Raw genomic sequence first — 14,354 nt, forward strand, 5'->3', positions numbered from 1 at the left:
GATGGCTGCTTGCGCTGGGGGACTCGGACTCGAACCGAGACTTCCCGGCTCCAAAGGCCGGCGGGCTGCCGATTACCCCATCCCCCATCCCCGGGCCGGTACCGGGCCGGGGGACGCCGGGTGGAGCGGCGCCCCCCGCGAGCCTAGGGCGTCGGCCGTCGCGGGGGCACGCGCGCGGGCGCCGGGCCCAGCCCGGCCCGGTCGCCGCCTCCCCGGGGGTGGCGTACGTTACGGCGCAGCAGCCGGGCCCAGCGCGCACCGGCCCTCTCCCCCCACCGGTCGCCCTCGGAGGCCCCTTGTCCGCTCCTGCCCGCACCCGGCCCATGGCCCCCCCGCGCCCCGCGGACCCGCACGCCGGGCTCCCGGCCAACGCGATCGGCCGGCGGAAGAGCGCCCTGGAGATCGTCACCCTCTACGTCTTCGTGGTGGTGCCGTTCCTCGCCCTGGCCGCGGTCGTCCCGGCGGTGTGGGGCTGGGGGCTCTCCTGGCTGGACGTGGGCCTGGCGGTCGGCTTCTACTCCGTCACGCTGCTCGGCGTGACCGTGGGGTACCACCGCTACTTCACGCACGGCTCGTTCAAGGCCAAGCGGCCGCTGCGCCTCGCGCTCGCCGTCGCCGGATCCATGGCCATCCAGGGTCCGGTCGTGCAGTGGGTGGCCGACCACCGCCGGCACCACGCCTTCTCCGACCGCGAGGGCGACCCGCACTCGCCGTGGCGCTACGGCACCGGCGCCGGCGCCCTGCTCAAGGGCATGTTCCACGCCCACCTCGGCTGGCTGTTCGAGCGGCGCAAGACCAACGCCGAGCGCTACGCGCCCGACCTGCTCAAGGACCCTGCCCTGGTGATGACCGGCCGGCTGTTCGTGGTCTGGGCTGCGGTCAGCGTCTTCCTGCCCGCGCTGGTCGGCGGGGTGGTCACCGGCAGCTGGGCCGGGGCCTGGTCGGCCTTCTTCTGGGCGGGCCTGGTGCGCATCGCCCTGCTGCACCACGTGACCTGGTCGATCAACTCGGTCTGCCACGTGGTCGGCGACCGCCCGTTCGTCTCCCCGGGTCGCGACCGGGCGACCAACTTCTGGCCGCTGGCGATCCTCAGCGCGGGCGAGTCCTGGCACAACCTGCACCACGCCGACCCGACCTGCGCCCGCCACGGCGTGCTGCCCGGGCAGGTCGACATCAGCGCCCGGGTGATCTGGGTGTTCGAGAAGCTCGGCTGGGCCTGGGGCGTGAAGTGGCCCGACCCGGTGCGCCTGGCCGCCAAGCGCCGCGTGCCCGCGGCCACCACCGCCTGACCACCGCGGGCGGGGCCCGGCGGCGTCAGCCGGCGGGCCGCGCCCCCGGCACCGGGCCGCTGACCGCCCGCACCGTGCGGAAGACCCCGGCACCGGCCAGCTCCGCCGCGAGCCGGACGGCGGACTGCTCGTCGTCGGCCAGCGCGGCCACCGTCGGTCCCGAGCCGCTCACCAGCGCGGCCCGGGCACCGGCGTCGCCGGCCGCGCGCAGCGCCCGGCGCAGGTCTGGCCGCAGCGCCAGGGCGGCCGGCTGCAGGTCGTTGGACAGGGCGGCGGCGAGCTCCGCGGTCGAGCCGCCGCGCAGCGCGGCGAGCACCGGCTCGGCCGACCTCGGCCCGGTCACGTCCGGCACCCGGCCGTCGGCCCGCATCCGGTCCAGCTCGCCGTAGACGGCGGGCGTCGAGAGGCCCTCGCCGGCGATGCCGAGCACCCAGTGCCAGCGGCCGGTCGCCAGCACCGGGGAGACCTGCTCGCCCCGGCCGGTGCCCAGCGCGACCCCGCCGACCAGGCCGAAGGGGACGTCGCTGCCGAGCTCGGCGGCCAGCCGCAGCAGGTCCTCGCGCGCGGCGCGGGTGCCCCACAGCGCGTCCAGCGCGACGAGGGTCGCCGCGGCGTCGGCGCTGCCCCCGGCCAGCCCGGCGGCCACCGGGATGCTCTTGGCCACCTCCAGGTCGGCCTCGGCGCGGACGCCGGCGTGCTCGGCGAGCAGCTCAGCGGCCCGCCACACCAGGTTGGTGCGGTCGGCGGGCACCAGGCCCGGCCCCGCGGCGGCGCCGGCGCCCTCACCGGTCACCCGCAGGGAGAGGCCCTCGCCCGGCCGCGCCGTCACGGTGTCGTGCAGCGAGACCGCGAGGTAGACGGTGGTGAGCGCGTGGAACCCGTCGGCGCGCAGCGGGCCGACGCCCAGGTGCACGTTGATCTTCGCCGGCGCGCGGACCACCACCGCGTCACGACCGCTCACGGCTGCACCGCCTCGGTGGCGGCCAGCCGGGCGAAGTCGGTGACCGAGAGCTGCTCGCCGCGGGCGGTGGGGTCGATGCCCGCGGCCCGGAGGCGCTGCTCGGCAGCGGCGGGGCTGCCCGCCCAGCGGGCCAGCGCCGCGCGCAGGCCCTTGCGGCGCATGCCGAAGGCGGCGTCCACGGCGGCGAAGGTCGCCGGCCGGTCCCCCTCCGGCGGCGGCCGGCGGACGAGGGCGACGAGGCCGGAGTCGACGTTCGGCTCGGGCCAGAAGACCCGGCGGCCGACGTTGCCGGCGCGGCGCACCTCGCCGTACCAGGCGGCCTTGACCGACGGCACACCGTAGGCGGGGGTCCCCGGCGCGGCCGCCAGCCGCTCGGCCACCTCGGCCTGCACCAGCACCAGCGCCCGGTCCAGGGTGGGCAGCAGCTCGAGCAGGTGCAGCAGCACCGGGACGGCGACGTTGTAGGGCAGGTTGGCCACCAGCGCGGTGGGCGGCGACCCCGGCAGCTCGCGGACCCGGAGGGCGTCCTCCCGGACGACGGTCAGCCGGTCGGCCAGGTCCGGCCGGCGCGCGGCGACCGTCTCCGGCAGCAGCTCGGCCAGCCGCGGGTCGATCTCCACCGCCGTCACCCGCGCGGCGGCCGGCAGCAACCCGAGGGTGAGCGACCCCAGCCCCGGGCCCACCTCCAGCACGACGTCGTCCGGCCGCACCCCGGCGGTGCGGACGATCCGCCGGATGGTGTTCGCGTCGTGCAGGAAGTTCTGCCCGAGCGTCTTGGTGGGACGCAGGTCGAGCCGCTGGGCCAGCTCGCGGATGGCGGCCGGGCCCAGCAGCCCGTCGGCCTGCTCGGGTTCGGTGCTCAGCGGATCAGCTGAACAGGCGCGGGCCGCAGTGCGGCCACTGACCGGCACCGGAGCGCTGGTACAGCAGCTGGGCCCGGTAGGTCTGCTCGTCGGCCGATGCGGCCGCGGGGTCACCGCTGCCGCCCACGGAGTTCCAGGTCGCCTGCGAGAACTGGTACATGCCGCGGTACTTGCCGGTCCCGCTGACCGCGGTCGGGCGGCCGCCGGACTCGCACGCCGCCAGCGCCGCCCAGTTCAGGCCGTCGGCGGACGGCCGGTTCACCGGGCGGGCCTGGGTGCCCACGGCGACCTGCTCGTCGACCGGCTCGCGGGTGACCGAGGTCGACAGCTTCTCGCGGCTGGTCTCGGCACCGTCGACGACCGTCACGCGGTAGGTGGTGACCTGCTCGCCGTCGACCCCCGCCACGGTGACCGTCTCCTCGCCCTGGAACGCCTCGGGGTCCTGCGTCTCCACGCGGCCGTGCGGCACCGGGGTGGTCTCGGTGACCTCCGAGACCTGCACCCGGAAGACCTGCAGGCGCATCCGGTTGAGCAGCGCCTGCTCCAGGCGGAGGCTCGTGCGGTCGGTGCTGCTGAGCGCGATGCCCTGCTCGGCGAGCAGGTCGCCGGCGGTGGCGGCGGTCGTGGTGACCACCCGCTCCTGGCCGTCGGCGAGGAGCACGACCTCCTTGGGCGTGGTGATGCTCAGCCGCATGCCCTCCAGCGGCAGGCGCTCGCTGCGGCTGGCCGAGACGACCAGGCCGTCGGTGCGGAAGCCGAGCTGCTCCAGCGCCTCCTCGACCGAGAGCGCCGTCACCTGCACCTGGCGCGAGACGCCGTCGACGGTGAGCTCCAGCGGCCGCGCCCGGGTGAGGACGACGGCGTCGCCGTCGGCCACCGCCTGGTCGGGCGCCGGCAGCACGACGTCGTGCGCCGCCAGGGCCAGCCCCTCCTCCTCGAGCACCTCGGCGACCGTGCCGGCGTAGGTGCCGACGTCCCGCGTCTGACCGTCCACGGTCAGCGAGACGGACTTCTCGGCGAGGAAGAAGGCCAGCGTCCCGCCCACCAGTCCGAGCAGGACGAGGGCGAAGAGGCTGAGCTGCAGGGAGCGGCGCACGACACTTCCAGGGGTCACAGAACCCGGGCAGGAGAGCGGCGGGACCGCCGGAGCGGCCCGGTCGCATCGGCGGCTCGGGCGGCTGCGGCCAGGTTCCCCCGGCGCGGCGTCACCCGGGTCGTCGCTCCACCCCGGCTGTCGGTCACGACACGATAACGAACACTCTGCGCTTGGCTACGGCGCACACGAGTGAAGCAGAGCCCGCCGGCTGCGCTGTGTCGACTCGCCGACACGTCGCGTCATGGCCACGCCGGGACCGTCCCTCGCGCGGGGCACCGGCAGGTGCGGCCGGTCGTGACCAACCGCACGGCGCCGCAGCGCTCAGCCGGCCAGCGCCGGGGCGCTCGCGGGCACCGGCCGCAGCCAGCGCACCAGGAACGCGGCCACCGCGACCCCTGCGGCCAGCGCGGAGAACCCCCCGGCCACGAAGGCGACGGGCAGCACGTCGAACCCCTCGCCGACGCGCTCGCCGAGGTCGAGCCCGACCCGCAGCAGCAGCGAGCCCAGCGGGAGGAGGGCGCTCACGCTCGCCGCCGCGACGACGAGGTGCACCGACCACGTCCGCAGCGCCTCGTCGACGGGCACGTCGGCGCCGTCGGCGGGCATCGGACGGACGAGGGCGCGCAGCAGCGTCACCTCGGCCAGCAGCCACGCCACCAGCGGCACGACCACCAGTGCCCAGGCCACCGGCCCGTCCAGGTCACCCGAGGACCACGACCACCCCGCGAGCACCAGCTCGGCCGCGACCACGGCACGCATGGACCACACCAGCCAGCCCGAGATCTGCTCCCCCTGGCGCGGGCGGCGCGGCGGCGCGCTCAGCTGCCAGCGCGGCCGCGGCCGGGTGACCTCGGCGAGCAGCACGCCCGCCAGGGAGCCGAGCGCGAGCAGCGGCACCCAGAGGAACACCGACGCCTCGGCGAGCGCGACCACGCTCGCCACGACCCCCGCGATGCCCAGCAGCAGGCCCAGCCACCGCCAGCGCCGGCCGTGCTGCGCCTGGCGCTGCAGCGTCGCCGCCCCCTCCGGCGTCGGGGTGGCCAGCTCCACCGCGGCCCCGGCGACCGCCCGCCGTCCCGCCGCCAGCCCCCAGGCACGGGCCAGCAGCACGCCCGGCACGAGGAGAGCCACGAAGAGCACGACGGCGATGAGACGACCCACGGTGTTGATTGTCGTCCTACCGGACGACACCGCCACCAATTGCCGTCCCGATTTGCGCGGAGCCCTTCCCGCCCCTCCCCGGGGAGCCCTCCGGGCCCCGCTCGGCGCGATCAGCCGGGCTCGGCTACTCCTGCCAGGGGCCGAAGACGCGCTCGGCGGTGGTGGTGAGGGCGTCGCAGAGCCGGGTGAGGTCGGTGCCGGTGACCTCGGCGAGGGCGCGCACGGTGTGCGGCACCAGCCGCGAGGCGTTCGGCCGGCCGCGGTGCGGTGCGGGGGTGAGGAACGGCGAGTCGGTCTCCACGAGCAGCTGGTCCAGCGGGGTCAGCGCCGCGGCCTCGCGCAGGTAGCCGGCGTTGCCGAACGTCAGCGTGCCGGCGAAGGAGAGCACGAAGCCGCGCTCCACGCAGGCCCGGGCGAACGCCGCGTCGCCCGAGAAGCAGTGCATGACGACGTGCCCGGGCGCGCCCTCGTCGTCCACGACCCGCAGGACCTCGTCGTGCGCGTCCCGGTCGTGGACGACCAGCGCCACCCCGTGCCGCTTGGCGATGCGGATGTGCTCGCGGAACGAGGCCTCCTGCGCCGCCCAGCCCTCGGGGCCGGTGCGGTACCGGTCCAGCCCGGTCTCCCCCACCGCCCGCACCCGCGGCAGCGCCGCCAGCCGGTCGATCTCGGCGAGCGCGGCGTCGTCGGCCTCCCCCGCTCCGGCCTCGTTGGGGTGCACGGCCACCGCGGCCAGGACGTTGGCGTGCCGGGCAGCGAGCTCCGCGGACCACCGGGAGGAGGCGACGTCGACACCCACCTGCACCAACCGCGGCACGGTCACGGCCACCGCGGCGGCGATCTCCGCGTCGACGTCGGCGTCGGTCGACGTCGGGCCGCCCTCGGGCCGGAAGCCGTCGAGCACGATGTCGAGGTGCGTGTGGCTGTCGACCGCCGGCGCCGGCAACGGCTCCGGGGACGGCGGCGGCTCCCCCCGCCGGTTGGCGCGCGACGCGGCGCTCCGGCTCATTCCCCCTCTTCCAGCCGCCGCAGCTCGTCGGCGACGACCGACTCGTCGAGCTTGGTGAAGATCGGCGTGGGCGGGGCCAGCGGGGTCCCCGGCGCGGCCAGCGGGGTGGACGCCCAGACGGCCTGCCCCTGGTCGTAGGAGCCGGTGATGACCGGGTAAGGCGACCCGTCGTCGAGGTCGGTGACCTCCTGGATCTCCGGCGCCACCGACCACACGCCCTCGCCACCGAGCAGCTCGTGCACCTTCTGCGCCGAGTGCGGGAGGAACGGGGTGAGCAGGCCGTTGCAGTCCTTGATGGCCTGCAGCGCGGTGTGCAGCACGGTGTCCCGGCGGGCGGGGTCCTCCTTGAGCTTCCACGGCGCCTGGTCCGAGAGGTACTTGTTGGCCTCGCCGACCACCCGCATCGCCTCGGCGATGGCGGCCTTCTGGCGGTTGCGCGACAGCAGCTCGCCCACGGGGCCGAACGCGTCCCCCGTCGTCGCCAGCAGGGCGCGGTCGGCGTCGGTGAGCTCGCCCGGCGTCGGCACGGCGCCCACGTTCTTCGCCGCCATCGAGACGCTGCGGTTGACCAGGTTGCCCCAGCTGGCGACGAGCTCGTCGTTGTTGCGGCGGCGGAACTCGGCCCAGGTGAAGTCGGTGTCCTGGTTCTCCGGGCCGGCGACGGCGATGAAGTAGCGCAGCGCGTCGGCGTCGTACCGGGCCAGGAAATCGCGGACGTAGATGACCACCTGGCGGCTGCTGGAGAACTTGCGGCCCTCCATGGTCAGGAACTCGCTGGAGACCACCTCGGTCGGCAGGTTCAGCCGGCCCAGCGGGCCCGGCGTCCCGCCCTTGTCGCCCTCGCCGTTGTAGCCGAGCAGCTGCGCCGGCCAGATCTCGGAGTGGAAGACGATGTTGTCCTTGCCCATGAAGTAGTAGGCGTCGGCGTCCGGCGTCTGCCACCACTGCCGCCAGGCCTCCGGGTCCCCGGACCGGCGCGCCCACTCGATCGACGCCGACAGGTAGCCGACGACGGCGTCGAACCAGACGTAGATGCGCTTGTCGGGCCGGTCGCGCCAGCCGTCCAGCGGCACCGGCACGCCCCAGTCGATGTCGCGGGTGTAGCTGCGCGGCTTGAGGTCCTCGAGCAGGTTGACGCTGAAGTTGAGGACGTTGGGCCGCCAGCTCTTGCGGGTGGCCAGCCAGTCGCCCAGCGCACGGGTGAAGGCGGGCAGGTCGAGGAAGTAGTGCTCCTCCTCGACGAACTTCGGGGTCTCGCCGTTGATCCGGCTCACCGGGTTGATCAGGTCGACCGGGTCCAGCTGGTTGCCGCAGTTGTCGCACTGGTCGCCGCGGGCGCCGTCGTAGCCGCAGATCGGGCAGGTGCCCTCGATGTAGCGGTCGGGCAGGGTGCGGCCGGTCGACGGGCTGATCGCGCCGAGCGTCGTCTTCGGGAAGACGTAGCCGTTCTTCAGCAGGCCGAGGAAGATCTCCTGGCTGATCTGCGCGTGGTTGGCCGTCGTCGTCCGGGTGAACAGGTCGTAGGAGAGCCCGAGGGACTGCAGGTCGCCCACGATGATCCGGTTGTTCCGGTCGGCGATCTGCCGGGGCGTGATGCCCTCGGCGTCGGCCGCGACCGTGATCGGGGTGCCGTGCTCGTCGGTGCCGCTCACCATGAGCACCCGGTCACCGGCCATCCGGTGGTAGCGGCTGAAGACGTCGGAGGGGACGCCGAAGCCGGAGACGTGGCCGATGTGCCGCGGGCCGTTGGCGTAGGGCCACGCGACGGCGGTCAGGATGTGCCGATCACTCACGTGGAGAGACTAGGCCGCTGGGCCGGGCCGGTCGCCTACGGCTGGGAGACCACCCCGGCGACCGGGCCGACCGGCTCCCCCTGGACCGGGTTCAGCACGGCGAAGCCGGTGAGCAGGAGGGCGATCCCGCCGAGGGTGAGCGCGCACAGCGGCCGGTGCGTGGCCACCGGGTCGGGCCGGCGCTCGCGGACCCGCGGCCCCTGCAGCACCCACGCGCGGGCGGAGGGCGCGTCCACCAGTAGCAGCTTGCCGATCGGCAGGGCGACGGCGGCGGCGAAGAGCAGGGGCAGCGGCAGCCCGCCGGTGAGCGCGGCCGGCAGCGGGAGCAGGACGGCGAAGCCGCCGAGCACCGACACCGCCCCCAGCTCCACCGCCGAGGTGACCACGAGCAGCGTGCGGGTGGAGCCGTCGACCACCGCCGCACCGGCACCCGCGGTGAGCACCACCCACCCGGCGAGCAGGAGCAGCGAGACGGCGACGACCCAGCCGGCCGGGCGCACCGGTGCGGCGAGCACGACGTCGGCCCGGGTCAGCCCGAGGGCCAGCAGCGCCACGGCCTCCAGCACGGAGATGATGCCGGCGGCCAGCGCCGGCACCGGGACCCGGCGCGGCCCGTGGGCGGCCGGGTGCTCCGGACGGAGGCCGGGCGCCTCGACGGTGCCGCGGACGTCGAGGACGGTGCTCGCCACGAGGAGTCTCTCCCTGACCGGTCGGGGGTTGTCTCCCGTCCCGACGGCCGGCCCGGCGGGCGGCTGGAGCACCGCGCCGGGCGGTCTCACCCCATGGGGTGGGACGGCTCCGCGTGCCCCCGGGACGCCTAGGCTGCTGGTCCCGGACGACGACCCGCGAGGAAGGCGGCACCCGCGATGACCACCCGGGAGGAGCCCCCGCCCGCGCCCCTCGGCCCGCGCACGCCTCCGACGCCGCGCCCGCAGCCGGCCGGCCCGCAGCAGCGCCGCGCCGCGCACCGCCCCGCCGAGGGCGCCGTCGTCGACTGCGCGGTCTACGTCGACGGGCAGCGGCAGGAGGCGGTGGCTCCCGCCGACGCGCTGCGCCTCGCCGAGGAGCGCGACGGCTTCGTGTGGCTGGGGCTCTACTCCCCCAGCGAGGCGGAGCTGGGCGAGATCGCCGAGCGCTACGACCTCCACCCGCTCGCCGTCGAGGACGCCGTCTTCGCCCACCAGCGCCCGAAGCTGGAGCCCTACGACGACGCGCTGTTCATGGTCCTGAAGACCGCGACCTACGTGGAGCACGAGGAGCTGACCGCCACCAGCGAGGTGGTCGACACCGGCGAGGTGATGGTCTTCCTCGGCCCCCGGTACGTGATCACGGTGCGGCACGGCGAGCACGGCGGGCTGACCGGTTTGCGCCAGCGGCTCGAGGAGCAGCGCGACCTGCTGTGCCTGGGCCCGGCGGCGGTGCTGTACGCGGTCGCCGACCTCGTCGTCGACACCTTCGTGGAGGTCGCCGCGGCCGTCGAGGAGGACGTCGAGGAGCTCGAGGCGTCGGTGTTCAGCCCCGAGCGCACCGACGACATCGGGCGGCTGTACCAGCTCAAGCGGGAGCTGATGGCGCTGCGTCGGGCGGTCTCCCCGCTGGAGGTCCCGCTGCAGAAGCTGGCCGAGCGGCCGGTCGACGTCGTCCCGGACGCGATGCGCTCCTACTTCCGCGACGTGCTCGACCACGCCATCCGCGTGCGGGACCAGGTCGGCGGGATGGACGAGCTGCTGACCTCGATCCTCCAGGCCTCGCTCGCCCGGACGACCATGGCCGACAACGAGGACATGCGGAAGATCTCGGCCTACGCCGGCATCATCGCCGTCCCGACCGCGATCGCCGGCATCTACGGCATGAACTTCGAGCACATGCCCGAGCTCGACGAGCGGTGGGCCTACCCGGCGGTGCTGCTCCTCATCGCGACGGTGATCACGCTGCTGTACCGCGGCTTCAAGCGCAACGGCTGGCTCTAGCCGGCCCGGACGCTGCCCTCGCCGGTCAGTTGCGCGCGGCGGCACCCCTCCCGGCGCCCGAGGGGTGCTTCACCGCGCAAGGCCGAGGGCGCGGGCGACGCGGCCGACCAGCGCCAGCGGATCTCGGAGGTCCGCCGCGGTCACGAGGACGACGGTCCAGCCTGCCTCCCGCAGCCGGTTGAGACGCTGCCGGTCCCGCGCGAACTGACCGGGCTCGGCGTGCCGGGGGGACGTGCGCGGCCGTGTGCATCGCCGCACCGTGCCGCATCGGGCGCACCTGCGCCGACGCCGTCCACAGCCCCCGAGGCGAGTGCGCGCCGGAGCCGCCCTCACCGGCGCCCGAGGGGTGCTCTCGGGCGCAATCGCCGCGGCGTCAGGTGTGCTTGGCGGCGACGACGGCGTCGAAGACGGTCCGCTTGGGCAGCCCGGTCCGCTCCACGACCGCCCGGATGGCGTCCTTGCGGGTGGCGCCCGCGGCCTCCTCCTCGGCGACGGCGGCGGCGAGCTCCGGCCCGGTCAGCTCCACCGCGCGCGCCGGCGCCCCGGCCACGACCAGCGTGATCTCGCCCTTGACGCCCTCGCCCGCCCACGCAGCCAGCTCCGCCAGCCCGCCGCGCCGGATCTCCTCGTAGGTCTTGGTCAGCTCGCGGCACACCGCGGCCGGCCGGTCCGCCCCCAGCGCCGCCGCGGCGTCGGCCAGCGCGTCGGCCAGCCGGTGCGGCGACTCGAAGAACACCATCGTCCGCCGCTCGCCGGCCAGCGCCGCGAACACCGAGCGCCGCTCCCCCGCCTTCCGCGGCAGGAACCCCTCGAAGCAGAAGCGGTCCACCGGCAGGCCGGAGACCGCCAGCGCCGTCGTCACCGCCGAGGGCCCGGGCACGGAGGTGACGTCGATCCCCGCGTCGATCGCCGCCCGCACCAGCGAGTACCCGGGGTCGGACACCGAGGGCATGCCCGCGTCGGTGAGCAGCAGCACCGTGGCACCCGAGCGCAGCGCGTCGAGCAGCCCGGGCAGCCGGGCCCGCTCCACCGACTCGTGGAAGGTGACCACCCGGCCGGTCAGGGTGACCTCCAGGTCGGCGGCCAGCCGGTGCAGGCGGCGGGTGTCCTCGCACGCCAGGACGTCGGCGCCGGCCATGGCGGCGCGCAGCCGCGGGCCGACGTCCCCGGGCTGCCCGAGGGGCGCCCCACCCAGCACCAGCCGTCCGCTCACCCGCCGAGCCTGTCACGGCCGGCCCCCGCGGCCTGCCTGCAGGGGCCCGGCGCGGGCCTGCGGGCGCCGGGGACGGACGGGCCCGTTCACTACGCTGGCCGCATGGCGGTGCTGGCACCCGGGCGGGCGGAGCACGACCCGCGGGTGCCGAGGCGGCCGGTGCCCCGACGACGCCGCCCGCCGTTCCCCGCCCGCCGTCTCGACGTCGTCCCGCCACTGCCGGACGACCGGCGGACGGCGTGGACGATCGCCGCGGCGCTGGGCGCCCTGGCGCTGACCCTCCGGCTCTGGGGCATCGGCTACCCGCGGGACCTGGTGTTCGACGAGGCCTACTACCCGCCCGAGGCCCGCGAGCTGCTGACCTGGGGCTTCGAGTACAACCGCGGCTACTCCTTCATCGTCCACCCGCCGCTGGGCAAGTGGCTGATCGCGGTCGGCGAGCAGCTGTTCGGCTACAACTCCTTCGGCTGGCGCTTCCCCTCGGCCGTGGCCGGGTCGATCGCCGTCGTCCTGCTGTTCCGGCTGGCCCGGCGGCTGACCGGCTCCACGCTGGTCGGCCTGTTCGCCGGGGTGCTGCTGCTCGTCGACGGCCTGCAGTTCACGCTGTCGCGGATCGGCCTGCTCGACGTGTTCCTCCAGGTGTTCGTGCTGGCCGCCGTCGCCTGCCTCGTCGTCGACCGGGACGTGGTGCGCGCCCGGGTGCGGGCGGCCGGCGACGTCGGCGCGACCGGGTTCCGGCTCGGCCCGCGCGGCTGGCGGATCGCGGCCGGCGTGCTGTTCGGCTGCGCCTGCGCGGTGAAGTGGAGCGGCGTCTGGTTCCTCGCGTTCTTCGCCGTCCTCTCGCTGTTCTGGGACCGGTCGGCCTGGCGCGCGGCCGGCGTCCCCCGGCCGACGCGGACCGCGGCCCGGCGCGGGCTGCCCGGGGCGCTGTGGGCGCTGGCCGCCGTGCCGGTGCTCACCTACCTGGCGAGCTTCACCGGCTGGTTCCTCGGCGAGACCTCGCAGGGGCGCTCGTGGGCCCAGCGGAACCCGGAGACGGCGTTCCCGTGGGTACCCGACGCGCTGCGCTCGCTGTGGCACGAGCACGCGGAGTGGCTGCGCTTCCACAGCAGTCTGTCCAGCCCGCACCCGTGGGAGTCCGGGCCGTGGTCGTGGCTGGTCACCGGCCGGCCGATCCTGCTGTGGAACCCCCAGGGCCTGACCGACGCCGACGGCGAGCAGGTCATCCGCTACATCCTGATGGTCGGGACGCCGACGCTCTGGTTCCTCTTCGCCCCGGCCACGATCTGGCTGGTCTGGCGGATCGCCGCCCGGCGGGACCCGGCCGCGGTCCCCGTGGCGGTCGGCATCGCGGCCGGCTGGCTGACCTGGTTCCTCAACCCCGAGCGCACCATGTTCATCTTCTACATGGCGCCGGTGCTGCCCTTCTTCGTGCTGGCGGTCGCCCTGCTGCTCCAGGACGTCGTCGGCCGGCCGGGTGCCGGTGAGTGGCGCCGCCGAGCGGGGCTGGTCGCCGCGTGCGGGTACGTGGCGATCGTGGCGGCCACCTTCGCCTTCTTCTGGCCGGTCCTCACCGGCCAGCCCCTCTCGTACGCCGAGTGGGTGCAGCGGATGTGGTTCCCCTCCTGGTTCTGAGCGGCGGGCGGCTCGCTCAGGGGGCTACCGGTGGAGGACGGCGGAGTGCAGCCCGGGCGTGACCGCCGGCCGGGTGAGGGGGATGCGTGCCCGGGTGCCACCGGACCGCGGGGGCCCGACCGCCGGACCGGCACCGCAGACGACGACGGCGCCGCCGGGGAGAGTTCCCCGACGGCGCCGGTGCGTCGTGTGGTGGAGCTGAGGGGATTTGAACCCCTGACCCCCTCGATGCGAACGAGGTGCGCTACCGGTCTGCGCCACAGCCCCTTGTGCGGAGAGAAGACTACCGCCCGCACCCTCCGGCCCCGCCACCGGGGCGGGCACCCCCTGCAGTGGCCCGCCGCGAGCACGCGAGCGGCGGGAGCAGGGGTGGTCCTCTCAGCCGTTGACCACCCGGGCGGCCGGGTACTCGTCGATGTCGGCGAAGCCGATGTCGTCGTCGTCCAGCCCGACGACCGCGCTGTTCTGCCAACCGGCCGGTGCCGGGGTGCGCGCGGCGACCACGCGGCCGGGACGCAGCGCGTGCACCGGCGCCAGCGGGACGCTCGGGTGCGACAGCAGCGGCAGCGCCTCCTGGGCGACGGTCTCGTGCAGCTCCGGGGCGGTGCGCTGCGCGGGCGCCGGCGCGGGCCGGGCGGCCGGGCGGGCCGGCGTGCGGAGGGCCTGGCGCGCCGCGGCGCGGGCGGCGCGCCGGGCGGCCAACCGCTCGCGGCGGGCCACCTTGCGCAGCACCAGCACGTAGCCGACGGTCGCGAGCGTGGCGACCGCCTGGAGGGCCCACAGCCACGGGGTGAGCAGCAGCGCGCCGGCCAGGGAGGCGAGGGTGAGCAGCACCAGGCCGCCCAGCACCCGGCGGCGCACCGCGTGCACGTCCACCTTGAGCTCGCCGGAGCTGCGCAGCACCTCGCGGTCGATCGACACCCGCTCGGTCTCCGCGTGCCGGACCGGGTCCACCGCGCGCCGCCGCTGCAGGGTCCGACCCGAGTCGGCGGCCTCGACGCGGCCGTCCTGCCCGTCGCCGCGGGTCACCACCATGGGCACCAGCACGACGAACCACAGCACGACCAGAGCGGCCAGCAGCACACCCGATCCCATACGACACCACCTGTCACATCAGTCACTCGCCGGGCGAGGTTATGCACGGCGGGAGGTGGCGTCGGGGAGGCGCGCGGGCGTGTCGCCGATGTGTTGTGGGACCGGTGTGACGGGAGACGGCGTGTCCCCCGCGCCCGCCACGCCGCCGGCCACCGTGCGTGCTATGCCGACGAGCCGGACGCTCCTATGACGCGTCAAGGGCTGAGGGTGGGGTTTCGAGGCGTCGGTAGAGCTCGCGGGCGATGTAGCGCTTGAGGCAGCGTTTGATC

At 75.6% G+C, this 14,354-nt stretch carries 12 protein-coding genes and 2 tRNA genes; 3 read left to right on the plus strand and 11 right to left on the minus strand.

Annotation, left to right across the window (positions count from 1 at the left end; genetic code table 11):
- Window positions 1-14: 14 nt before the first annotated feature.
- Window positions 15-87, minus strand: a tRNA-Gln gene (locus E9549_RS16810).
- Between the two features lie 236 nt (window positions 88-323).
- Here E9549_RS16810 and E9549_RS16815 point away from each other — a divergent pair.
- Complete coding sequence (locus tag E9549_RS16815; protein ID WP_236827740.1) at window positions 324-1,289, plus strand: acyl-CoA desaturase; 966 nt, start codon at window positions 324-326, stop codon at window positions 1,287-1,289.
- A gap of 25 nt (window positions 1,290-1,314) precedes the next feature.
- Here E9549_RS16815 and E9549_RS16820 read toward each other — a convergent pair whose 3' ends face one another.
- From E9549_RS16820 to E9549_RS16850, 7 genes are all read right to left on the minus strand, one after another.
- Window positions 1,315-2,250 carry a 4-(cytidine 5'-diphospho)-2-C-methyl-D-erythritol kinase gene (locus tag E9549_RS16820; RefSeq protein ID WP_236827741.1) on the minus strand — a complete coding sequence of 312 codons (936 nt, stop codon included), beginning with the start codon at window positions 2,248-2,250 and terminating at the stop codon, window positions 1,315-1,317.
- Window positions 2,247-3,161: a 16S rRNA (adenine(1518)-N(6)/adenine(1519)-N(6))-dimethyltransferase RsmA gene (gene rsmA, locus E9549_RS16825; protein WP_236827742.1), complete on the minus strand. Its 915-nt coding sequence runs from the start codon at window positions 3,159-3,161 to the stop codon at window positions 2,247-2,249. The genes E9549_RS16820 and rsmA overlap by 4 nt, the downstream gene beginning before the upstream one ends.
- Window positions 3,118-4,209 (minus strand): resuscitation-promoting factor, encoded by a 1,092-nt coding sequence (locus E9549_RS16830; RefSeq protein WP_236827743.1) that lies wholly within the window; start codon window positions 4,207-4,209, stop codon window positions 3,118-3,120. The genes rsmA and E9549_RS16830 overlap by 44 nt, the downstream gene beginning before the upstream one ends.
- Window positions 4,210-4,530: 321 nt before the next feature.
- Window positions 4,531-5,370 carry a hypothetical protein gene (locus E9549_RS16835; protein WP_236827744.1) on the minus strand — a complete coding sequence of 280 codons (840 nt, stop codon included), beginning with the start codon at window positions 5,368-5,370 and terminating at the stop codon, window positions 4,531-4,533.
- Between the two features lie 124 nt (window positions 5,371-5,494).
- Window positions 5,495-6,379 carry a TatD family hydrolase gene (locus E9549_RS16840; RefSeq protein WP_236827745.1) on the minus strand — a complete coding sequence of 295 codons (885 nt, stop codon included), beginning with the start codon at window positions 6,377-6,379 and terminating at the stop codon, window positions 5,495-5,497.
- Window positions 6,376-8,172 (minus strand): methionine--tRNA ligase, encoded by a 1,797-nt coding sequence (metG, locus tag E9549_RS16845; RefSeq protein ID WP_236827746.1) that lies wholly within the window; start codon window positions 8,170-8,172, stop codon window positions 6,376-6,378. Before metG ends, E9549_RS16840 begins: the two co-directional genes overlap by 4 nt.
- A 35-nt stretch (window positions 8,173-8,207) precedes the next feature.
- Entirely contained in the window at window positions 8,208-8,861 is a 654-nt protein-coding gene (locus E9549_RS16850; protein ID WP_236827747.1) for a hypothetical protein, read from the minus strand.
- A gap of 177 nt (window positions 8,862-9,038) precedes the next feature.
- Between E9549_RS16850 and E9549_RS16855 the strand changes: the two genes are divergently transcribed.
- Entirely contained in the window at window positions 9,039-10,142 is a 1,104-nt protein-coding gene (locus tag E9549_RS16855) for a magnesium and cobalt transport protein CorA (RefSeq protein ID WP_236827748.1), read from the plus strand.
- A gap of 373 nt (window positions 10,143-10,515) precedes the next feature.
- Here the strand turns inward: E9549_RS16855 and rsmI are convergent, their stop codons facing one another.
- Window positions 10,516-11,355 (minus strand): 16S rRNA (cytidine(1402)-2'-O)-methyltransferase, encoded by an 840-nt coding sequence (gene rsmI / locus E9549_RS16860; RefSeq protein ID WP_236827749.1) that lies wholly within the window; start codon window positions 11,353-11,355, stop codon window positions 10,516-10,518.
- Between the two features lie 102 nt (window positions 11,356-11,457).
- Between rsmI and E9549_RS16865 the strand changes: the two genes are divergently transcribed.
- Window positions 11,458-12,990: a dolichyl-phosphate-mannose--protein mannosyltransferase gene (locus E9549_RS16865; protein WP_236827750.1), complete on the plus strand. Its 1,533-nt coding sequence runs from the start codon at window positions 11,458-11,460 to the stop codon at window positions 12,988-12,990.
- Window positions 12,991-13,180: 190 nt separating this feature from the next.
- Here the strand turns inward: E9549_RS16865 and E9549_RS16870 are convergent.
- Window positions 13,181-13,257 (minus strand) — tRNA-Ala (locus tag E9549_RS16870).
- Window positions 13,258-13,368: 111 nt separating this feature from the next.
- Complete coding sequence (locus E9549_RS16875) at window positions 13,369-14,085, minus strand: hypothetical protein (protein ID WP_236827751.1); 717 nt, start codon at window positions 14,083-14,085, stop codon at window positions 13,369-13,371.
- Window positions 14,086-14,354 lie beyond the last annotated feature (269 nt).

The sequence above is a fragment of the Blastococcus sp. MG754426 genome, assembly GCF_021699055.1.
In the GTDB taxonomy this organism is placed as follows: Bacteria; Actinomycetota; Actinomycetes; order Mycobacteriales; family Geodermatophilaceae; genus Blastococcus.